This is a genomic window from Longispora albida DSM 44784, assembly GCF_000379825.1.
Lineage (GTDB): Bacteria > Actinomycetota > Actinomycetes > Mycobacteriales > Micromonosporaceae > Longispora > Longispora albida.
Genome location: NZ_KB903814.1, coordinates 462735 through 481845, shown reverse-complemented (window position 1 = coordinate 481845; position 19111 = coordinate 462735). Strand labels below are relative to the sequence as shown.

Genomic DNA, 19111 nt, shown 5'->3' with positions numbered 1-19111 from the left:
CCTTCAGTTCCTGAAACCCAGCCGGTACCTTCTGCACGTGCAAACCCAGACCACCCGGCGACCGGCCCAGAGTCAGCCCACGCCACCGAGACGCCGGACAGTGCGCTCGGTGGAGGTGCTCCTCGCCCTCCTCGTGCTCGCGATGCTCGGCCGGGGGCTGCTGTCGGACGCGATGAGCACGCCGCTGCTCCAGAGCTGGACCACGGTGTTCATCTCGATCGTCATCCAGGCGATGCCGTTCGTGGCGCTCGGTACGCTGCTGTCGGCGGCGATCGCCGTGTTCGTCCCGCCGGCCTTCTTCTCCAGGGCGCTGCCGAAGCACCCGGCGCTGGCCGTACCGGCAGCAGGGCTCGCCGGCGGCATCCTGCCCGGCTGCGAGTGCGCGTCGGTACCGGTGGCCGGCGCGCTGGTCCGCCGGGGGGTCACGCCGGGCGCGGCGCTCGCGTTCCTGCTGTCAGCGCCCGCGATCAACCCGGTCGTGATGGTGTCGACCTACGTGGCCTTCCCGAACCAGCCGTCGATGGTCGCCGCGCGCTTCGGCGCCAGCCTGCTGGTCGCCGTCATCATGGGCTGGCTGTGGGTGCGGCTGGGCCGGTCGGACTGGCTGCGCCAGCCACGGCACCACGACCACGCCGGGCAGAACAAGTGGCTGGCCTTCGCCGCCGCGGCCCGGCACGACATGACGCAGGCCGGTGGGTACCTCGCGATCGGCGCGTTCGCCGCGGCCACGCTGAACGTGACGGTCCCGGCCGAGTGGCTGCGCGCCGTCTCCGGTAACCCGGTGCTGTCTGTGCTGGCTCTTGCTGCTCTGGCCGTGGTGCTGTCGATCTGCTCGGAGGCTGACGCGTTCGTCGCCGCGTCGCTGACCCAGTTCTCGCTCACGTCGCGGCTGGTGTTCCTCGTGGTCGGGCCGATGGTCGACCTGAAGTTGTTCGCGATGCAGGTGGGCGCGTTCGGCCGGGGCTTCGCGCTCCGGTTCGCCCCGGCCACCCTCGTGGTCGCGGTGCTGGTGGCGGTAGGGACAGGAGCGTTGCTGTGGTGAGACAGGCGACCCGGTCGGTGATCCTGCTGCTGGTGGGCGGCGCGATCCTGAAGACCACCATCAGCGGTACCTATGTGCGCTACGTCAAGGAAGGCATGTGGCCGCTGCTCTACGTCGCGGGCGGCGCGATGGCCGTCGTCGCGCTGGTTGGGGTGGCCGGGCTGTTCCGGAAGAACCCGGAGGCTGAGCACGACCACGGCGGCAGGTTCGACGCCGCGTGGCTGCTGATGGTACCGATGCTCGCCATGCTGCTCCTGGCCCCGCCAGCGCTGGGCAGCTTCTCGGTGAGCCGCAGCGGTTCGGCCCTGGGTACCGCGCCGGCCGGCAACGAGTTCGCTCCACTGCCCGCGGGCGACCCGGTCCGGCTGTCCGTTGTGGACTACGCGAGCCGCGCGATCTTCGACCAGGGCCGGACCCTGACCGGCCGGACGGTGCGGCTCTCCGGCTTCGTCATCACCGGCCCGGGCGGCGAGGCGTACCTGGCCCGGCTCCGGATCAACTGCTGCGCGGCCGACGCGCGGCCGGTGAAGGTACGGCTCACCGGCTCGCTGCCCGACCGGATGGTCCCGAACAGCTGGATCGAGGTGGTCGGCCAGTACGACGAGCGCACCGACGTGGACGAGGTCAGCACGGAGAAGGTGCCCTACATCGCCGCGACGGCCGTGACGCCCATCGCGGCCCCGAAGAAGGCTTACGAATCCTGATGGACCTCCGACTTCGCGCTGTGACCGGTGCGGCCCTGGCTGCCGTCGGTGTGCTGTTCGTGCTGCCAGCGCCAGCTCCAGCCCCGGCGGGCCCCGCCGAGGCGATGACCGTCACGGGACCACCGGCCGATCTGGCGACGGCGTGGCCAGCGGCGCAGGTGAGCAGCATGCCGAGCAGCCAGGCCGACGGCAGTACCTTCATCCCGCTGCTGGTCCTGGAGCCGGGCACGGTGGCCGGGATGCTCAACGGGAAGACGTTCGCTCTGCGCACGCCGTCCGGGACCCGGGAACTCATGCCGGACCTCAACGGCAACTCCCACTCGCTCGGCGGCTACACGGCGGCTGGCGGGCAGATCTTCTGGTTCGTCAGCGTCGCGGGCCCCGGCGGCACCCAGCAGCAGACACTGTGGACCGCCGATGTCGCGGCCGGCCCGGCGCGGGTACTCACCAGCGACACCGGCGTAGCGATCGGCCGCGTCGGGACGCTGGACCTCCAGATCGCTGGCGGCTTCGCCCACTGGGCCGCGGAGGTACGCGGCGGCGACACTGAGCTGCGCTCGATCCCGGTCACCGGCGGCACTGTGACCACGACCCGGGTCATGGGCCGCTACACCGTGGCGGCGTGGCCGTGGCTGGCCCCGGTGGTCAGCTCGACCGGGTCACCCGTCGAACTGCTCAACGGCGAGACCAAGGCCGTGCTCCGCGTACCCGGTGTGAAGGGCCGGCGGCTGAACTGCGGACCCCAGTGGTGCCGGTCGAGCGACGACGGAATCCTCGAACTGCGCCGTGCCGACGGCAGTGACATGCGCAGGTTCGGGGACCAGCGTTCACGGACAGGCGCCCAGCCGATCGGCGCGGTGAGTAACGTCGAGGTCTTCGCCGGCGGGGCGCACTCCACGGTGATGGGCCAGGCCAGGCCACTTTTCGTGTACGACATCCCTGGCCGGCGGGTCGTGCGGATCGACGCGGCGGCTGGCGCCTACGGCGTCCGGGACGACTGGCTGATGTGGTCGACCGGCGACGGCGAGGCGATCGTCTGGCACATGCTGGACCTGCGCACCCTCAAGCCGTGACGGTGGTCCCGGGCGGCTCAGACGTGGCCGAGCTGGCGGGCCAGCAGGCACACCGCCGCCAGGCGGATCTCCTGCCAGCCGGCCTCCGGCCAGGTCACGGCGGCCGGCAGTTCCCAGCCCTGCTCGGTGGCCACCTCACGGAGCCCGCTCGCGTAGCTGGCCAGGGCGACCGGGCCGATCACGCCGGCACCGGCGCTGAGCGCGTCACGGATCGCTGCGGCGTGCTGGTCGACCGCGGCGCCGACGCCCGGGATGACCCCGGCGGCGGTGCTCGCCTGCTCGCCGAGATCCCGCCACAGGCCGCCGAGCAGCTCGGCGGCGGTCGCGGAGGTATCGGGGGCGGGGTGGGAAGGGTGGGCCTGCATCTGCCCGAGGCTACCCACGCCCCCGGCGAACATCTACCGCCAACCGGACCGAACCGAAGCACATTCGGGCACCCCGGACCGGCCTAATCCGGTAGCCCGCCCGGTACGGATGGCCTAGAACTTAACCCCATGCTCCGTAAGTACCCGCGCACGCCGCACCTCCAGGGCTCCCGCCTCCAGCCCGGTGACGAGGATCTCGCCGCCGAGCCGTTCGCCGCGATCCGGGGCCGGTACGTCGTCGCGGAGGAGAAGCTGGACGGCGCCAACGCGGCGATCAGCTTCGGCGCGGACGGCGGGCTGCTGATCCAGAGCCGGGGCCACTACCTGACCGGTGGCCCGCGCGAGCGCCAGTTCGGCCCGCTGAAGGCCTGGGCGGCGACCGTCCGGCACGAGCTGTGGCCGAGGCTGGCCGACCGCTACGTCATGTACGGCGAGTGGATGTACGCCAAGCACACCGTCTACTACGACGCGCTCCCGCACTACTTCTGCGAGTTCGACGTCTATGACCGGCACGAGGACGTGTTCCTGTCGACGGCCGCCCGGCGCGCGCTGCTGGACGGTGCCCCGGTGTGCTCGGTTCCCGTCCTGTGGGAGGGCCGCCCGGACACGCTGAAGGAGCTGACCTCGCTCGTTGGCCCGTCCATCTGCCGTACTCCCGCCTGGCGGGACAGCCTCGCCGCGGCAGCCGTGGCGAACGGCCTCGACCCGGCCCGGGTGGCGGCCGAGACCGACAGCGACGACGACATGGAGGGCCTGTACCTCAAGGTCGAGGAGGACGGGCGGACGGCCGGCCGGTACAAGTGGGTCCGCGCGACCTTCCTGACCGCCGTCCTCGACTCGGGCAGCCACTGGCACGACCGGCCGATCCTGCCCAATGGCCTGGCTGACCCGGAGGTGTTGTATGGAGCTGTTTGACCGGTTCTGCCCGGCCGCGCCGTACTGGACGGTCCCGTGGAACGAGATCGAGGAGGCCTTCTCCTGGATCCGCCGCCTCTCCGGCGTGATCCAGGACCCGGTGCACCACGCGGAGGGCGACGTCGCCATCCACACCCGGATGGCCTGCGAGGCTCTGGCCGCGCTGCCCGAGTGGCGGGCCCGCCCGGCCGAGGAGCGCACCCGGCTCTTCGCCACCGTCCTCTTCCACGACGTGGCCAAGCCCGACTGCACCGCGATCGACGCCGATGGCCGGGTCACCGCGCACGGCCACTCGCGGCGCGGTGAGCTGCTGACCCGCCGCATCCTCTGGGAGCTGGGCGTGCCCCGGCCCTGGCGGGAGCACGTGGCTGCCCTGGTCCGCCATCACCAGGTCCCGTTCTGGGCCCTGGAGCGCCCGGATCTCGACCCGATCGCGTTCCGGGTCAGCCTCCTGGCCCGCAACGACGATCTCGTGCTGCTCGCCAGGGCCGACATCCTCGGCCGGATCTGCGCGGACCTCGACGACGTGCTGTCGAACATCGACCTCTTCCAGCAGTACTGCGCCGAGCGGTCCTGCCTGGACGTCCCGCGCCGGTTCGCCTCCGACCACGCCCGCTTCCAGTACTTCAGGACGCCCGGCCGCGATCCCGAGTACGCGGCGTACGACGACACGGCGTTCACGGTGACGGTGATGTCGGGGCTGCCCGGCTCGGGCAAGGACACCTGGATCGCGAAGCACCGCGACGGCCTGCCGGTCGTGAGCCTCGACGCCTTCCGCGCGCAGCTCAGGGTCAAGCCGGGCGGGGACCAGGGGCCGGTCGTCGCCGCGGCCCAGCAGGCGGCCCGTGAGCACCTGCGCGCGAAGCGTTCCTTCGTCTGGAACGCCACCAACGTCACCCGCCAGCTCCGCGACCAGTGCATCGGGCTGGTCGCGGCGTACGGCGGCCGGGTCGAGCTGGTCGCCGTCGAGGCTCCGCCGCAGGTCGTGGCCGCGCGCAACGCCGCCCGCCCCCATCCGGTACCGCAGGCTGTGATCGACAGGCTCGCGGCCAAGGCTGAGACGCCCGACGTCACCGAGGCCCACGCTGTGACCTTTGTGGACAGTACGGGGGATCGCTAACCTTCAATCATGTGGGCGGAGCTGGAAGCGTACCTGCTGGCTGACGAGGACCACCGCCGTGCCGCAGCCGAGGACCTGCTCCGGCAGCCCGGCGCCCGCGAGCAGGTCCTCCGGAAGATCCGGGTGCTCCAGCCCGGCAGCAAGGCCCGGGACACGTACTGGCGGCTGGCCTGCCACGACGCCGCCGCGGCCATCGCGGCCCAGGACGACGGCTGGCCCGACCGCGTCGTCACCTGGCTGATCAAGGGCGAGGCCACCTGGCAGGAGTCGGCGAACCTGTGCGCGGACACCGGCTTCCAGGCCTACCTGCTCGACCGGCCGGACCCGGTCACCACGGCGATGATCCGCGAGGCCGATCCCACCACGACGGCGGGCCGGGCGCTCCTCCACCTCCACCTGGTCGCGCTGCGTCTCGCGTACCAGTGGGAGAACATGGCCCAGTGCCTCGCCGACCTGGGCACGCCGCTCGCGGACCTCGACCCGTACTCCCGCGCCTACCACGTCTTCGCGCTGCTCGTGCAGGGCCGCCCCGAGGCGCTGCCCGAGATGGACGCGCTGCTCGCCGACGGCGGCGAGGACTACCGGGTCCACCTCAGCCTGGTCGAGGGCCTGCGGTTGTCCCGTTCGATCCCTGGCCAGGGCGAGCTGATGCTCAAGCTGCTCGACCGCCCGGCGCTGCGCGACTCCGCGAGCCCCGACCCGCTCTACCGCCGGGCGTACGCACTCCGCAAGCTGGGCCGGCACGAGGAAGCGCTGCGCACAGTGGACGAATGCCTCCAGCGCATCTCCCCGCTCCAGGTCCGTGACCGGATCCGCATCATCCAGGAACGGGACCTGATCCTCGCCGAGCAGGCCATCGCCCGGCAGTCGGCGGCGGCGACCGAGGCGGCGCAGGCCCAGCTCCGGCAGGCGACAGCCCAGCTGGAAGCGCTGATGGCCCAGCAGATCGAGGAGGTGCGCCGCACGGCGGCCGACGGCCTGTTCCGGGTCGTGGAGATCCTCGGCCTGTTCACGGCGCTGATCGCCCTGCTCGGCGGCAGCGTGGCCAGTGCCGTCGCCCAGGGCCTGAGCTGGTGGCAGCGGGGGCTGCTGATCCTCATCGCCGCGATCGTGGCACTGGGCTTCTTCCTGGTACTCCGGGTGCTGGTCCGCCCCAGGCCGCGCGGCGGACCGCGATCTAGACCCCGATGACGTACCGGTGCTCCGGCAGCCCCCGCCACAGCCGTGCTGGCGTGTCCAGGTCGCGGGCGAAGCCCTGCCGCTCGTAGAAGGCGAGCGCCGGAGCGTAGGCCGACAGCGCCCACACCTCGCACCGACCGGCACCGGCAGCACGCGCCCACGCGAGAGCGTCGGCGACCAGGAGCCGCCCGGCACCACCGCCCTGTTCCTCGGGCAGGACGTACAGCGCGGCTAGTTCCGCACCCGCACCGGCTGGCGTGCTCCACGCGTACCCGATCACGGTGCCGCCCCGCGTGGCGACGGCGACGAGCTCCGCCGGATCGCTGATCGTCGTGGCCCAGTTCGCGCTGGTGACGTCCGGGTCGAACGCCGCGACCACGTCCGGTATCCACGCGGTGTAGGTCGCCTCCCAGGTCGTCCGCTGCACGTGAGTGATCGCCCCGGCGTCGTCCGGCCGGGCGGGCCGGATCTCGTAGTCGCGCATGCGGTCCACTATCTCAGGCCCGGACGGCGTAGTCCCCGAGCGAGGGCCCGAGCAGCGCGAACGCCCGCTCGGCGTCACCCAGCACGGCGGCGGCGATGTCCTCGTTGGACTCACCGGCCAGGGTCCGGCGCTGGATCTCGCCGAAGAGTACCCGGTGCGCAGCCCCCAGCAGCGCAGCCACCGACCGGGGCCCCATGTCCATCCCCGGCGTCCCGGTATCGGCGGCCAGCTGCCCGGCCAGCGCCTCCTCCCGCAGGTCGTGCAGGTCGCGCAGCCGGGCGGACAGGGTCGGGCTGTCGGCGATCATGCGCGCGAAGGCCGGTCCGGAGAACCCGGTGACCGGATTGCACTCCCGCAGGTCCGCCAGGAACGACTCACGCAGCGCGTCCAGTGCCGACTGCCCCGGCCGCCGCCCGGCGACGGTCGCCGCGAGGCTCGCCGCGAACTCCTCGTGCCGGTCGAGGGCCATGTCCTCCTTCCTGGGGAAGTAGTTCGTGACGGTCATCTTGGCGACCCGCGCGGCGGCGGCGATGTCGGCGATGGTCGTCTGCTCGAAGCCGCGTTCGAGGAAGAGGGTGGTGGCCGCGTCCGAGATCGCCTGCCGGGTCTCGGCCTTCTTCTGGGCGCGCAGGCCCAGCTCAGGTGGGGTGCTCTGCCGTGTCATGCGACCAGTCTGCCGAAAATTTTAGGTCGAGTCAAAAATTAGTGTTGACACACGCCGGAGGTGCGGCTAACTTTATGTCGAACCTAAGTTTGGCCGCTGGGCCAGCCGGGAATACCGACGAAAGAGCACAGCTTGACTACCTATCGCCAGCCAGCTTCGAAAGCCGACACCCTGGAGCCGCGTATGTCAGCCACCGCCACGGCCACCATCACCGCCAGCGACCCGGTCCAGGACTACCTGCGCCAGATCAGCAAGGTCCCGCTGCTCACCGCGGAGCAGGAGGTGTGGCTGGCCGAGCAGATCGAGGCCGGGCTCGCCGCCGACGAGCGGATGGCGGCCGGGGAGTCCGGCCAGGATCTCCGCCGGGCCGCCGCTGCCGGTCGCAGGGCGCGCCAGCGGATGCTCGAAGCGAACCTGCGGCTGGTCGTGCACATCGCGAAGCGGTACGTCGGAAGGGGTCTGCCCTTTCTCGACCTGATCCAGGAGGGAAACCTGGGCCTGATCCGCACGGTCGAGAAGTTCGACCACAAGCTCGGGTTCAAGTTCTCCACCTACGCCACGTGGTGGATCAAGCAGTCGATCAGCCGGGCGATCCAGGACAAGTCGCGGACGATCCGCGTGCCGTCCCACGTCGCCGAGCAGATCGCCAAGGTGACCAGGGCGCGGCGCGAGCTGACCCGTGACCTCGGCAGGCTGCCGTCCACCGAGGAGATCGCCGAGGCGGCGGGCGTCGACCCGGCGAAGGTCGGCGACCTGCTCGGCTACGACACCGAGCCCGTCTCACTGCACACGCCGATCAACGAGGACGGCGGTGGCGAGCTGGGCCAGCTGATCGAGGACAAGTTCAGCCCCGGCCCTGCGGAGCAGGCGGCGGCCGAGGCGATGCGGGAGGGCGTGCGCGCCGTCCTCGGTGACCTCGCCGAACGCGAGGCGGAGGTCATCGCCATGCGCTACGGCCTCGGCGGCGAGGAGCCGATGACGCTGGACCAGATCGGCAGGGTCTTCGGGCTCAGCCGGGAGCGCATCCGGCAGATCGAGGCCAAGGGCCTGTCCAAGCTGCGGCACCCGTCGCGTGGCCTGCGCGGGCTTCTCACGTGAACACGACGGGCAGTCTCTTGAGCCCGTTCTGGAAGTTGGAACGGAGCCGGACCGGTTCGCCAGCGCCCTCCACCGTGGCGAACCGGTCCAGCAGCGCGGCGAACATCGCCGTCATCTGATACCTGGCCAGCGCGGCACCGAGGCAGAAGTGCGGCCCGTGCCCGAAAGCCAGATGATCGCTCGCACCTCTGTCCACAGTGAACTCGTGCGGCTCGGCGAACACGCGCGGATCGCGGTTCGCGGCGGAGAACCACACCACGACCTTGTCTCCGGCGTTGATCGGCACCCCGCCCAGTACCGTGTCGCGGGCGGCCGTCCGGCGGAAGTGCATCACGGGACACCACCACCGCAGCATCTCGTCCACGGCGGCCGGCAGCAGCGCGCGGCCGGTGCGCAGCCGGTACCAGAGCGCGGGGTCGGCGAGCAGTGCCGTCATCCCGCCCGGCAGCCCATTGCGGACAGTCTCGTTGCCCGCGACCGCGAACAGCCAGAACAGGTTCTCGAACTCCTCCGTCGTCACGCTGCCCTCGGGGCCGGTCTGCGCGAGGAGCACCGACATCACATCGGTACCCGGCTCGCGCCGCTTGTGCTCAGCGAGGGCGTGGGCGTAGGCGTAGAGATCCGGGATGCCTGAGCGGGTACGCGGATCGGGCATCCGGCCGTCCGGCCCCGGCGAGGGCCGGAGCCTGAGCGCCGCGACGGCCATCGGGGACAGGCCTGGCAGCCCGGTCACCGTGTCGCTGGCCGCGTAGTCGGGATCCTGGAAGCCGATGACCCGGTTGGCCCAGTCGTAGAGCAGGCGGCGGTCGCTGTCCGGTACACCCAGGACGCCCGCGAGGGTCAGCAGCGGCAGGTCGGCCGTCAGCGCCACGAAGTCGGTGACCTCGCCCGGCCGCACGCTCTCCGCGATGGCCGCGGCGTCCGCGTCGATCCGCCCGCGCAGAGCCGTCACGGCTCGCGGCGTGAACGACCTGGTCAGCAGGCCCCGCAGCCGGCTGTGCTCCGGCGGGTCCATGTTGAGCATCATGCGGCGGACGTACGCCAGGTCGGCCGGCGTCGCCGGGTCACGGATCTGCGTCGCGCCCAGCGCCGAGCTGAACGTCGCGGGATCGCGCAGCACCGCCTTCACCTCGGCGTGCCGCCACACCGCCCAGAATCCCGGCCCACCCTCCTCCGCCATCCAGCTCACGGCGGCGGCCTCGCGCTGCCGGTCGAGTTCCGGATAGGGGACGCCGGAGGTGTACGTACCAGGGTCGATCAGCGACATACTGAGAAGTATGAAGGGCGACCGGGTAGAGATAGTCGTCGATGGTGGTGGCATGCCGCTGAGCTACGAGGTCGCTGCGACCCGGGCCGGGCGGCGCGTGGAGGTCACCGTGGGGCGGGGGATCGTCGAGGTCTCCGAGATCACCCGTGGCGGGACGACGGTGCGGACAGCGCGGTTCATGGCCAGCCGGATCCTCGCGCTTGTCGAGCATCCCGTGCAGCGCCAGGTCCTGCCGGACGACGAGGCTTGACTTCAAGTTAGGTTCACTGTGCACCGTGGACTCCGCACCCAACGAGGAGGACACCATGCACGCCGCAGTTCTGCACGCTTTCGGCCCGGCCACGCAGCTCCGCTACGAGCAGACCCCTGATCCTGTACCGGGGGAGGGCCAGGTCCGCATCGCCGTCGCGGCGGCCGGAGTCCACCTGGTCGACGCCACCCTGCGATCCGGCGAGGCTGGCGGCCCGTTCGTGCTGCCCGAGCTGCCGGCTGTCCTCGGCCGCGAGGTCGCGGGCACCGTCGACGCCGTCGGTACCGGCACTGACGCCTCCTGGCTCGGGAAGCGCGTCGTGACCCGCCTGGGCAACGCCAACGGCGGGTACGCCGAGCTGGCCGTCGCCGACGCCGGCGCCCTGCACGTCATCCCGGACGAGCTGGACTTCGACACCGCCGTGGCCGTGATCGGTACCGGCAGCACGGCCCTCGGCATCCTCGAAGCCGCCGAGATCACCGCAGCCGACACCGTGCTGGTCACGGCTGCGGCCGGCGGGATCGGCAGCCTGCTCGTCCGGGCGGCCAAGCAGGCGGGCGCGACAGTGATCGGCCTGGCCAGCACGGCGAAGCTCGGCCAGGTCACAGCGCTCGGCGCCGACCAGGCCATCGACTACACCGTGCCCGGCTGGGAGGAGACGGCCGGCAAGGTCACTGTCGTGCTCGACGGCGTCGGCGGGGCAGCAGGCACGTCCGCCATGAACCTGCTGGCCCCGCGCGGCCGGCTCGTCGTCTTCGGCTGGTCCTCCGGCGAGCCGCTGAGCGTCACCACCGACGACCTGTACCGGCTCGGCATCAGTGCCACGGCCGCCCTCGGCCTCCGGGCACTGTCCCGCCCCGGCGGCCTCAAGGTCCTCGGCGAGGACGTTCTCAAGCTGGCCGCCGCCGGTGAGCTCGTCCCGCACATCGGGCAGGCGTACCCGCTCGCCGAGGCCGCCACCGCCCACGCCGACCTCGAATCCCGCACCACGACCGGCAAGGTCATCCTGCGTCCGTAGGTCAGGCCACCGGCTCGCAGGCCGCCAGCCACGCGGCCGGAGGCTCGGGCAGCCCGGGCCGGGCACCCACGACACCACCTGTGATCGCACAGGTGGTGTCGACGTCTCCGCCACCGAGCGCCGTGCCCCACAGCGCCTCGGTCAGGTCACCCGGGCTCCGGGCCGCCGACCAGAGCGCGAAGGGCACGGTGTCGGGTGCGGACAGCTGCCTGCCGCTGCCGAGCATGGCGGCGGCCTGCCGGGGGTCGGCGTGGACCCCGAGCTTGGCCGCCTGCCGGATACGCGACCGGACCTCACTGTCCGGCGTGTACTCGGCGACGGCCGAGAGCAGCTCCGCCGGGTCAGCCTCGGAAGCACAGAGCGCAGCGGCAACGGCGACCGCGACGGCCCCCGCCGCAGCCTCCGGGTGCGCGTGCGTGACGACAGCCTGAGCCGCCGCCTGCTCGGCGGCCAGCTCCAGGTCACCGGCGAACCAGGCGCCGAGCGGGGCGACCCGCATCGCGGCACCGTTGCCCCACGAGCCCTGCCCGCCGAACTGCCCGGCCGTCACCTCGGCCCACGAAGCGCCCTCGGCGATCGCCCTCAGAACCCGGCGCATCGAAGGGCCGTAGCGCCGCCCCGGATCGGCCACGAACGCGTACCCGAAGGCGAGGGCCAGCTCGCCGGGCTCGACCCGCCCGTGCAGCTCGAGATGGCGCACCAGGACGATGGCCATCGCGGTGTCGTCCGTCCACGTCCTTCGGCCGGCGGAACCAGGTCTCCCCGAAGGCGTCACCGAGCGCGAGGGCGTGCAGGGAACGGCGGGCCGCGGCTTGCGGGTACGAGATGGTGTTCATCGGCTGATGATGGCCCGCAGGACCGGTGGGCGGCGAGCGGTTTCGGAGCCGCCGGCCGGGGTTACCGGTTGGTAGTTTCTGGGGCGCAGGGGTGCAGAGCTGCGATAACACGCCATTCTGGAGCGGGGCGGGCATCGGTGGTCGTGCGGCAGGCCTGCCCCGCCGGGGCGCGCCGGTATGATCCGGTGCGATGCGGTGATTCACCGTACGCCTGCGTCGCACCACGTGGAGGTTCAGGAGAATGGCTGAAGTCCGGGCCGAGATGGTCGCCAATGTGTGGCGGGTCCTCGTCAAGGAGGGCGACGTGGTCGAGGAGGGCGACACGCTGGCGATCCTTGAGTCCATGAAGATGGAGATCCCGGTCGTGTCCGAGGACGAGGGCACGGTCGTGAAGGTCGCCGTCAAGGGCGGTGACGAGAGCGACGTCAAGTCCATGGGTGACGTGGTGCAGGAGGGTGACCTGCTGTTCGTCATCGAGTAGCGGCAACCTGAGAGGGGCAGTGGGAGCCTAGCGCCCCACTGCCTTTTCGAGCTGGGCCTTGTTCATCTTCGAGCGGCCCCTGATGTTCTTCTCCTTCGCCTCCTGGTAGAGCTGGTCGCGGGTCCGCCCGCCCGGCCCCTTGTGCGAGCGCAGGCCGCCGCGCCGCCCGGACGAGATGTCCGTGAGCGACAGGTCGCTGGCCTCCTCGGCCTCTCCGGCCCTGGCGCGCTCCTTGTTGACCGTCCTGGCCGCGATCTCCTTGGCCACGTCCTCGGTCTCGCCGCGCTCCAGCAGGCCCTTCTTGATGTGGCCGTACTGGCGCTCCCGTTTCTTGCTCCACGCTTCCTGGGGCATGCCGTCGCTCCCCTCCGTGCGGGCTCAGCGGTCGGTGCCGTCCTCGACGCCGTGGCCGAGGGCCGCCCAGATGTCGCTGATGGTCTCGTAGGTGCCGTCGTCTGGCAGCCGGGCCAGCTCGGCCTGGAGTTCCTCCGGTGCCCCGGCCTCTGCCGCAGCCGCCCTGATCGTCAGCGCGTCGGCTGGCAGCAGGGTGTGCCGGACGTGCTGGCCGAGAACGCTACGGCCCTCCACGTCCGCCTGGTCCATCCCGTGCGGTGTGCCTGGGGTGTGTGGGTCGGACATCTATACACCTCCTATACGCCCCCGCCGGGTGCTCCCGGTGGTGATGCGGGGGGCGCTGTGCCCGCGAACCCGGCCCTGAGCTGGGGCTGGGCACAACGCACCCGCCCGTTGCGTACCCGGCGGGCCCGGCTCTCAAACTCCCAAATTGGGGCCACGGGCGCAGGCCCTGTGACGTATCTCTAAGTACCTCTTCTTGTCCACGTTGGACCGTGCCCCTACAGTTCTAGAACGCTAGCACCCCTCGTCCAGAATGGAGTTTCCCAGGTGGCACGCAAGGCCCTCGTGACTGGGGCGAGCAGCGGGATCGGGGCGGCGACCGCGCGCCGGCTCGCCAAGGACGGCTTCGAGGTCGTCGTCGCGGCCCGGCGCACCGACCGGCTGGCCGCGCTGGCCGGCGAGACCGGCGCCCGGGCGATCCGGCTCGACGTGACCGACCCGGCGTCGGTCAGCGAGCTGGCCGCGGCTCTCACCAGCTGTGACCTGCTCGTCAACAACGCCGGCGGCGCGCTCGGCGCCGAGCAGACCGCCCACGCCGACCCGGCGGAGTGGGAGCACATGTTCCAGGTGAACGTGCTCGGCACGCTCCGCGTCACCCAGGCGGTCCTCCCGCTCCTGCGTGCCGGTGACGGCGGCACGATCGTCAACATCACCTCGACGGCGGCCTTCGTGAACTACGAGGGCGGCGGCGGGTACAGCGCGGCGAAGCACGCCGAGCGCGCGCTGACCGAGACCCTGCGGCTGGAGCTGTGCGGCGAGCCCGTCCGGGTCATCGAGATCGCTCCGGGCATGGTGCACACGGAGGAGTTCGCGCTGAACCGCTTCCACGGTGACGCAGACCGGGCCGCCGCCGTCTACTCCGGAGTGGACCGGCCGCTGACCGCCGAGGACGTCGCCGAGTGCGTCGCGCTCGCAGTGTCGCTGCCGCAGCACGTGAACATCGACCAGCTCGTCGTCCGCCCGCTCGCCCAGGCCGCGCAGCACAAGGTGCACCGCGGTCAGCTGTTCCGCTCCTGACACCGCGAACGGGGACATCACCGTGGAACTACTGGAAATCTCGCTGCTCACGCTAGCCGGATTTATCGCTGGATTTATCGACAGCATCGCCGGCGGCGGGGCACTGATCCTCGTGCCGGCCCTGCTGTTCGCCGGCTACTCGCCGCAGCTCGCGCTGGGTACCGAGAAGTACGTCAGCACGGTCGGCACGCTCGCCGCGCTGTACAACTTCGCCAAGGACAAGCGGGTCGTCTGGTCGCTCGTGGGCGTGGGCGTCGTCTTCGCCGTCGTGGGCGCCTTCATCGGGGCCCAGGTCATCCTGCTGTTCGACACCAACACCATCGGAAAGATCATTACTTTCCTGGTACCGCTGGGGCTGGCCGTCACGCTGCTGCCGAAGAAGCAGAAGCGCGACTCGGACCAGATCGACCTGAAGAGCAAGAAGATCCTGTTCGGCGCGCCGGCCCTGTGTTTCGTGATCGGCTTCTACGACGGGTTCTTCGGGCCGGGTACGGGCAGCATGCTGGTCCTCGGCTTCCACCTGCTCCTGCGGCTCGGCCTGGTCGAGGCGTCCGCGACGTCCAAGGTGTTCAACCTGGCTTCCAACGTCGGCGCGCTGATCGCCTTCGTCTGGACAGGCAACATCCTGTACCTGGTCGGCATCCCGATGCTGCTGGCGAACATCGCCGGCAACTACGTCGGCAGCAAGGTCGCCCTGCGCGGCGGGGCGAAGGTCGTCAGGGGAGCCCTGGTCGGCTCGCTGGTGATCCTCTTCGGCTCGCTGCTGTTCAAGTACGTGTTCTAGCGGGCCATCCGCCAACGACGTGTTCTAGCGGGCGATACGCCCGCACGGGGGAAATTTCGGGGAACTTCGGGGAATTTTCGGGGAGTGGAATACACATGCGGAAACTGAGCCTGATCGGCTACCGGATCGAGGACGGGGTGCGTGACGTCCTGGAGAAGTCCATCGCGGACCGGATCAACGACGCGCACCTCGACCCGGACGCCAACACCGCGATCCTGGCCGGGATCGGCGCGCACGCGCTCCGCCAGCACCTGCCGGGCGAGCTGCTCGGCGCCCTGTCGGTGTTCCCGCACACCGGTCACCACGCGCTCCTGATCGACAACCTGCCGCAGCAGGAGTTCCCGGCGACCCCGGTCGACGGGTTCGCCGACGAGCCGGGGCTGGCGCTGGTCAACGCGGTGCACCTCGGCGTGCTGCACCTGCTGGGCCTCATGCCGTACGCGGTGGAGTACGAGAACGACGGCCTGCTCATGCGTAACGTCGCGCCGAACCCGGCGGCCGCCGGTACGACGAGCTCGTGGGGCGCTGACACCGAGTTCTTCTGGCACACCGACAACCCGCACCTGCGGTTCGGTGAGCCGGGGCGTGACCCGCGGGTCAGCGTGCCGAGGTACCTGACGTTCTACGCCGTGCGCAACGAGGAGCAGGTCGCGACCGAGCTGATGGCCGTCGAGGACGCGCTGGACGCGCTCAGCGAGGCCGATCTGGAGCTGCTGACCCAGCCCATCTTCGAGGTGGGCGCTCCGGCGTCGACGGATCCGTCCAAGCCGCTGGTGCTGTCGGGCGTGCCGGTGCTGGAGCGGCGGAACCCGGGGTACTGGGTGCGCTTCGACCTCGGTACGACCAGAGGGGTGACGCCAGAAGCGGTGGCCGCGCTGGACAACTGGCGTGAGGCGCTGGGTGCTGCCCAGATGTGGCAGCCAGTGCTGGATCCGGGGCAGGTGCTCGTGTTCGACAACTACCGGAGCCTGCACCGCCGCACGGCGTTCACGCCGGCGGACCCGGACCGCAGCAGGTGGCTCCGGCGGTGCTACGCCAGCGCCTGACGGGTCAGGTGGGACAGTACTGATCAGGCGGAGGGCCCCCAGTTCCCAGGGGGCCCTCCGCCCTCTCTTATGCGTCCAGTGCTGTGCGGACGGTGGCCAGCCAGGCGCCGACCTCTGCGGGCGTGGCGCCGTCGAGGACCTCGCGCATGATGCGGGAGGCGATGACCACCCCGTCGGCGTACCGGCTGGCCTCGGCGGCGTGCTCCGGCGTGGAGATGCCGAGCCCGAGGATCACCGGCATGTCCGTGCGGGCCTTGAGGTCGGCGGCGAGCTGACCGGCGGTGGCCGCCAGCTCCGCGCGCACGCCGGTCGTGCCCATCAGGCTGATCGCGTAGATGAAGCCACGGCTGCGCTCCGCGATCTCGGTGAGGCGGGCCGGGGGAGTGGACGGCGCGGCCAGCCGGACGAGCTCGACGCCATGCTGGCCGGCCGCCGCCGCCAGATCGCCGGCCTCTTCCAGTGGCGCGTCCGGCACGATGAGGCCGCTGATCCCCGCCTCGGCGAGGGCCGCGCAGAACACTGCGAGACCCCGGCGCTGGACGAGGTTGTAGTAGGTCATCGCGACCAGCGGGATGCCGGGCCGGAGCTTCGCCACGTCGGCGAGGATGCTCGCGACGGTGGTACCCCGGGCCAGCGCCACGTCCGAGGCCTGCTGGATGACGCTGCCGTCGATCATCGGGTCGGAGAACGGGAGGCCGATCTCGACCGCGTCGGCACCGGCCTGCTCGTACGCCGCGATGAAGTCGGTCCAGTTGTCCGTGAGGCCGCCCGTCACGTACGGGACGAGCAGCTTCCGGCCCGCCGTGCGGAGCGCCGTCTCCAGCCTGCCGGGCGTCGTCAGAGTGTCCACAGTGGTCACAGGATCTCCATCAGGGCTGAGATGTCCTTGTCGCCACGGCCGGACAGGGTCATCAGGACGGTCGCGCCGGGCGGCAGCTCACCGGTACCGGCGGCGCGGATGATCCACGCGAGGGCGTGCGAGGACTCCAGCGCCGCGAAGATGCCCTCGGTCCTGGCCAGCCGGTGCACCGCCGCCACGACCTCCTCGTCGTTGACGGTGACGTACGTGGCGCGGCGGAGGTCGTGCAGGTGAGCGTGCTCCGGCCCGATGCCCGGGTAGTCGAGCCCTGCGGCGATCGAGTGCGCCTCGCCGATCTGGCCGTCGGCGTCCTGGAGGACGTAGGACCGGAAGCCGTGGAGCACGCCGGGCAGCCCGGACGTGATAGCCGCCCCACCCTCGGCCTCCACGCCGATCAGCTTGGCCGGTGTGTCCACGAAGCCTGCGAAGGTGCCGGCCGCGTTCGAGCCGCCGCCGATGCAGGCGACGACGTACTCCGGGGTGCCGGTGGTCAGCTCCGCCGCGACCTGGGCCCGCGCCTCGTCACCGATCACGCGCTGGAACTCGCGGACCATCCACGGATAGGGGTGCGGGCCCATCACGGAACCCACGCAGTAGTACGAGTCGGAAACCGTGCCGACCCAGTGCCGCAGGGCCTCGGTGCAGGCGTCCTTCAGCGTGCGGCTGCCCGAGTCGACCGGGACGACCTCGGCACCCAGCATCTTCATCCGGAACACGTTCAGCGCCTGGCGCTCGATGTCCCGGCTGCCCATGAACACCGTGGCCCGCAGGCCGAGCAGTGCGGCGGCCGTCGCGGTGGCCACGCCGTGCTGGCCGGCCCCGGTCTCGGCGATCAGCCGGGTCTTGCCCATCCGGTGCGCGAGCAGCGCCTGCCCCAGCACGTTATTGATCTTGTGTGAACCGGTGTGGGCGAGGTCCTCCCGCTTGAGCAGGAGGGTCACGCCCAGCTCCGCCGACAGCCGCCAGGCCGGCGTGACCGGAGTCGGCCGCCCGGCGTGCACGGCCAGCAGCCGGTCGAGATCGCGGCGGAACTCTGGATCGGCCCACGCCGCCCGGAACGCCGCCTCGACCTCCTGGCAGGCCGGGATCAGGGACTCTGGCACATACCGCCCGCCGTGCTCGCCGAACCGGCCCCGGGCGTCCGGCGCGGCCATCGCACTGCTCAGCGCACCCTCCCGGCCGGCGGGGGCCCGCACGGGCACCGCCGGGGGAGTGCTGAGGGAAAGCTCCGTCATGCCGACCATCATGCCACAACAGTTCTAGAACAGTTGCCCTCAGGGTGGTGAGTTCTGGGTGTGGGACCCCTCATGTCGCTATAGCGACATGAGGGGTCCCACGATCGTGACGTCAGCCCCAGATGCCGGTTGCGGCGGTTGCCTTCGCGTAGTCGGTGAAGTCGCGGGGCTCGCGGCCGAGGGCGCGCTGGACGCCGTCGGTCAGCGAGGAGTTGCGGCCGTCGAGGACCTGGGTGAACAGGTACTCGAACAGGCCGATGAAGTCCGCTGGCACCTCGGCCTGCTTGAGCACGGCGACATAGTCCTCGATGGTGACCGGGATGTACGTGACGGTGCGGCCGGTCGCCTGGGTCAGCTCGTGCGCGATCTGGGCGAAGGAGAGGAGGCGCGGGCCGGTGACCTCGTACACCTCGCCGTTGTGCCGGTCCTCGGTCAGCGCGGCCACCGCCACGTCGGCGATGTCGTCGACGTCGGCGAAGGGCTCGGTGACGGCTCCGACCGGCAGGGCCATCTCGCCGGACTGGACGGCTTCGAGGAGGAAGCTCTCGCTGAAGTTCTGGTTGAACCACGAGGCCCGCACGACCGTCCACTCCAGACCGCTTTCCTGGACGAGCTTCTCGCAGGCCTCGGCCTCGTGCTCGCCACGGCCGGACAGCAGGACCAGCCGCTTGACGCCCTTCTCGGCCGCCAGTGTGGTGAAGGCGGCGATGTCCTGGTCGGCGCCCGGGACGGCGAGGTCGGGGAAGTAGGAGACGTACGCGGCTGTCACTCCGTCGAGCGCCGCGGCCCACGTGCCCCGGTCGGCCCAGTCGAAGGCCGGGCTGGCGGTGCGGGAACCGGCCCGGACGGCCACGCCGCGCTCGGTGAGCCGGTCGAGTACGCGGCGGCCGGTCTTGCCGGTGGCGCCCGTGACGAGGATGAGGTTTGCGGTGTTCGCGGTGTTCGCGTTCGTTGTCATGCATCTAGTACACGTGATCATGGCGAGAGCATCCATAGTTCAGAAGCGCGAAAACGTGTTCGATCGTCTACAGCGGACTA

Annotated in this window: 22 protein-coding genes and 1 pseudogene; 13 read left to right on the top strand and 10 right to left on the bottom strand. The window is 71.1% G+C overall.

Annotated features, from left to right (window positions below):
* The first annotated feature begins 109 nt into the window (after positions 1–109).
* The 3 genes from A3G1_RS0106410 to A3G1_RS0106400 are packed head-to-tail and all read left to right on the top strand — an operon-like array spanning position 110 to position 2819.
* Complete coding sequence (locus A3G1_RS0106410; protein ID WP_018348643.1) at positions 110–1042, top strand: permease; 933 nt, start codon at positions 110–112, stop codon at positions 1040–1042.
* Positions 1039–1746, top strand: a complete 708-nt coding sequence (locus A3G1_RS0106405) for a TIGR03943 family putative permease subunit (protein ID WP_026211859.1) — start codon at positions 1039–1041, stop codon at positions 1744–1746. The genes A3G1_RS0106410 and A3G1_RS0106405 overlap by 4 nt, the downstream gene beginning before the upstream one ends.
* A complete protein-coding gene (locus A3G1_RS0106400) occupies positions 1746–2819 on the top strand; it encodes a hypothetical protein (RefSeq protein ID WP_157640950.1) in 1074 nt (357 codons plus the stop codon). Before A3G1_RS0106405 ends, A3G1_RS0106400 begins: the two co-directional genes overlap by 1 nt.
* Before the next feature lie 17 nt (positions 2820–2836).
* On the opposite strand, the gene A3G1_RS33490 is transcribed toward A3G1_RS0106400, so the two are convergent.
* Positions 2837–3184: a DUF6401 family natural product biosynthesis protein gene (locus A3G1_RS33490; protein WP_157640949.1), complete on the bottom strand. Its 348-nt coding sequence runs from the start codon at positions 3182–3184 to the stop codon at positions 2837–2839.
* Positions 3185–3313: 129 nt separating this feature from the next.
* On the opposite strand from A3G1_RS33490, the gene A3G1_RS0106390 reads away from it, so the two are divergent.
* Genes A3G1_RS0106390 through A3G1_RS0106380 form a run of 3 tightly spaced genes read left to right on the top strand, consistent with a single transcriptional unit; the run spans position 3314 to position 6410 of the window.
* Complete coding sequence (locus tag A3G1_RS0106390) at positions 3314–4099, top strand: RNA ligase family protein (RefSeq protein WP_018348639.1); 786 nt, start codon at positions 3314–3316, stop codon at positions 4097–4099.
* Entirely contained in the window at positions 4086–5219 is a 1134-nt protein-coding gene (locus tag A3G1_RS0106385) for an AAA family ATPase (protein ID WP_018348638.1), read from the top strand. Before A3G1_RS0106390 ends, A3G1_RS0106385 begins: the two co-directional genes overlap by 14 nt.
* Before the next feature lie 9 nt (positions 5220–5228).
* A complete protein-coding gene (locus A3G1_RS0106380) occupies positions 5229–6410 on the top strand; it encodes a hypothetical protein (protein WP_018348637.1) in 1182 nt (393 codons plus the stop codon).
* Here A3G1_RS0106380 and A3G1_RS33485 read toward each other — a convergent pair.
* Complete coding sequence (locus A3G1_RS33485; RefSeq protein WP_018348636.1) at positions 6397–6882, bottom strand: GNAT family N-acetyltransferase; 486 nt, start codon at positions 6880–6882, stop codon at positions 6397–6399. The genes A3G1_RS0106380 and A3G1_RS33485 overlap by 14 nt on opposite strands.
* 13 nt (positions 6883–6895) lie before the next feature.
* Complete coding sequence (locus A3G1_RS0106370; RefSeq protein ID WP_018348635.1) at positions 6896–7546, bottom strand: TetR/AcrR family transcriptional regulator; 651 nt, start codon at positions 7544–7546, stop codon at positions 6896–6898.
* A 183-nt stretch (positions 7547–7729) separates the two neighbouring features.
* On the opposite strand from A3G1_RS0106370, the gene A3G1_RS0106365 reads away from it, so the two are divergent.
* On the top strand, positions 7730–8644 hold the full coding sequence (locus A3G1_RS0106365) for a sigma-70 family RNA polymerase sigma factor (protein WP_018348634.1): 915 nt from the start codon (positions 7730–7732) through the stop codon (positions 8642–8644).
* Here A3G1_RS0106365 and A3G1_RS0106360 read toward each other — a convergent pair.
* A complete protein-coding gene (locus A3G1_RS0106360; protein ID WP_018348633.1) occupies positions 8637–9911 on the bottom strand; it encodes a cytochrome P450 in 1275 nt (424 codons plus the stop codon). The two genes, A3G1_RS0106365 and A3G1_RS0106360, sit on opposite strands and share 8 nt — an antisense overlap.
* 10 nt (positions 9912–9921) lie before the next feature.
* On the opposite strand from A3G1_RS0106360, the gene A3G1_RS0106355 reads away from it, so the two are divergent.
* On the top strand, positions 9922–10161 hold the full coding sequence (locus tag A3G1_RS0106355) for a hypothetical protein (protein WP_018348632.1): 240 nt from the start codon (positions 9922–9924) through the stop codon (positions 10159–10161).
* Between the two features lie 25 nt (positions 10162–10186).
* Positions 10187–11179 carry a zinc-binding dehydrogenase gene (locus A3G1_RS0106350; RefSeq protein WP_018348631.1) on the top strand — a complete coding sequence of 331 codons (993 nt, stop codon included), beginning with the start codon at positions 10187–10189 and terminating at the stop codon, positions 11177–11179.
* A 1-nt stretch (position 11180) separates the two neighbouring features.
* Here the strand turns inward: A3G1_RS0106350 and A3G1_RS33480 are convergent.
* A pseudogene (locus tag A3G1_RS33480) lies at positions 11181–12015 on the bottom strand (ADP-ribosylglycohydrolase family protein).
* Positions 12016–12256: 241 nt separating this feature from the next.
* On the opposite strand from A3G1_RS33480, the gene A3G1_RS0106340 reads away from it, so the two are divergent.
* The gene (locus A3G1_RS0106340) at positions 12257–12496 is read left to right on the top strand and encodes a biotin/lipoyl-binding carrier protein (protein WP_018348629.1); all 240 of its coding nucleotides are present in this window, start codon (positions 12257–12259) and stop codon (positions 12494–12496) included.
* Positions 12497–12523: 27 nt separating this feature from the next.
* On the opposite strand, the gene A3G1_RS0106335 is transcribed toward A3G1_RS0106340, so the two are convergent.
* On the bottom strand, positions 12524–12850 hold the full coding sequence (locus A3G1_RS0106335; protein WP_018348628.1) for a hypothetical protein: 327 nt from the start codon (positions 12848–12850) through the stop codon (positions 12524–12526).
* A gap of 24 nt (positions 12851–12874) precedes the next feature.
* Positions 12875–13135 carry a DUF2795 domain-containing protein gene (locus A3G1_RS33475; RefSeq protein WP_083936778.1) on the bottom strand — a complete coding sequence of 87 codons (261 nt, stop codon included), beginning with the start codon at positions 13133–13135 and terminating at the stop codon, positions 12875–12877.
* A 264-nt stretch (positions 13136–13399) separates the two neighbouring features.
* Here A3G1_RS33475 and A3G1_RS0106325 point away from each other — a divergent pair, with 264 nt between their 5' ends.
* From A3G1_RS0106325 to A3G1_RS0106315, 3 genes are all read left to right on the top strand, one after another.
* Positions 13400–14149 carry an SDR family oxidoreductase gene (locus A3G1_RS0106325; protein ID WP_018348626.1) on the top strand — a complete coding sequence of 250 codons (750 nt, stop codon included), beginning with the start codon at positions 13400–13402 and terminating at the stop codon, positions 14147–14149.
* Between the two features lie 22 nt (positions 14150–14171).
* Positions 14172–14933, top strand: coding sequence for a sulfite exporter TauE/SafE family protein (locus A3G1_RS0106320; protein WP_018348625.1), 762 nt, complete (start codon positions 14172–14174; stop codon positions 14931–14933).
* A gap of 95 nt (positions 14934–15028) precedes the next feature.
* On the top strand, positions 15029–15979 hold the full coding sequence (locus A3G1_RS0106315) for a TauD/TfdA family dioxygenase (protein WP_018348624.1): 951 nt from the start codon (positions 15029–15031) through the stop codon (positions 15977–15979).
* 67 nt (positions 15980–16046) lie between these two features.
* Here the strand turns inward: A3G1_RS0106315 and trpA are convergent, their stop codons facing one another.
* The 3 genes from trpA to A3G1_RS0106300 form a co-directional block, all read right to left on the bottom strand.
* Complete coding sequence (gene trpA / locus A3G1_RS0106310) at positions 16047–16838, bottom strand: tryptophan synthase subunit alpha (RefSeq protein ID WP_018348623.1); 792 nt, start codon at positions 16836–16838, stop codon at positions 16047–16049.
* Positions 16835–17992: a tryptophan synthase subunit beta gene (trpB, locus tag A3G1_RS0106305; protein WP_040477752.1), complete on the bottom strand. Its 1158-nt coding sequence runs from the start codon at positions 17990–17992 to the stop codon at positions 16835–16837. The genes trpA and trpB overlap by 4 nt, the downstream gene beginning before the upstream one ends.
* A 193-nt stretch (positions 17993–18185) precedes the next feature.
* Positions 18186–19031: an NAD(P)H-binding protein gene (locus tag A3G1_RS0106300; protein ID WP_018348621.1), complete on the bottom strand. Its 846-nt coding sequence runs from the start codon at positions 19029–19031 to the stop codon at positions 18186–18188.
* Positions 19032–19111: the final 80 nt, after the last annotated feature.

Excerpts from the sequence above, each read along its gene's own strand:
- A3G1_RS0106400 (WP_157640950.1), top strand. The coding sequence starts at position 1,746 with ATGGACCTCCGACTTCGCGCTGTGACCGGTGCGGCCCTGGCTGCCGTC.
- A3G1_RS33490 (WP_157640949.1), bottom strand. The coding sequence starts at position 3,184 with ATGCAGGCCCACCCTTCCCACCCCGCCCCCGATACCTCCGCGACCGCC.
- A3G1_RS0106390 (WP_018348639.1), top strand. The coding sequence starts at position 3,314 with ATGCTCCGTAAGTACCCGCGCACGCCGCACCTCCAGGGCTCCCGCCTC.
- A3G1_RS0106385 (WP_018348638.1), top strand. The coding sequence starts at position 4,086 with ATGGAGCTGTTTGACCGGTTCTGCCCGGCCGCGCCGTACTGGACGGTC.
- A3G1_RS0106380 (WP_018348637.1), top strand. The coding sequence starts at position 5,229 with ATGTGGGCGGAGCTGGAAGCGTACCTGCTGGCTGACGAGGACCACCGC.
- A3G1_RS33485 (WP_018348636.1), bottom strand. The coding sequence starts at position 6,882 with ATGCGCGACTACGAGATCCGGCCCGCCCGGCCGGACGACGCCGGGGCG.
- A3G1_RS0106370 (WP_018348635.1), bottom strand. The coding sequence starts at position 7,546 with ATGACACGGCAGAGCACCCCACCTGAGCTGGGCCTGCGCGCCCAGAAG.
- A3G1_RS0106365 (WP_018348634.1), top strand. The coding sequence starts at position 7,730 with ATGTCAGCCACCGCCACGGCCACCATCACCGCCAGCGACCCGGTCCAG.
- A3G1_RS0106360 (WP_018348633.1), bottom strand. The coding sequence starts at position 9,911 with ATGTCGCTGATCGACCCTGGTACGTACACCTCCGGCGTCCCCTATCCG.
- A3G1_RS0106355 (WP_018348632.1), top strand. The coding sequence starts at position 9,922 with ATGAAGGGCGACCGGGTAGAGATAGTCGTCGATGGTGGTGGCATGCCG.
- A3G1_RS0106340 (WP_018348629.1), top strand. The coding sequence starts at position 12,257 with ATGGCTGAAGTCCGGGCCGAGATGGTCGCCAATGTGTGGCGGGTCCTC.
- A3G1_RS0106335 (WP_018348628.1), bottom strand. The coding sequence starts at position 12,850 with ATGCCCCAGGAAGCGTGGAGCAAGAAACGGGAGCGCCAGTACGGCCAC.
- A3G1_RS33475 (WP_083936778.1), bottom strand. The coding sequence starts at position 13,135 with ATGTCCGACCCACACACCCCAGGCACACCGCACGGGATGGACCAGGCG.
- A3G1_RS0106315 (WP_018348624.1), top strand. The coding sequence starts at position 15,029 with ATGCGGAAACTGAGCCTGATCGGCTACCGGATCGAGGACGGGGTGCGT.
- trpB (WP_040477752.1), bottom strand. The coding sequence starts at position 17,992 with ATGGCCGCGCCGGACGCCCGGGGCCGGTTCGGCGAGCACGGCGGGCGG.
- A3G1_RS0106300 (WP_018348621.1), bottom strand. The coding sequence starts at position 19,031 with ATGACAACGAACGCGAACACCGCGAACACCGCAAACCTCATCCTCGTC.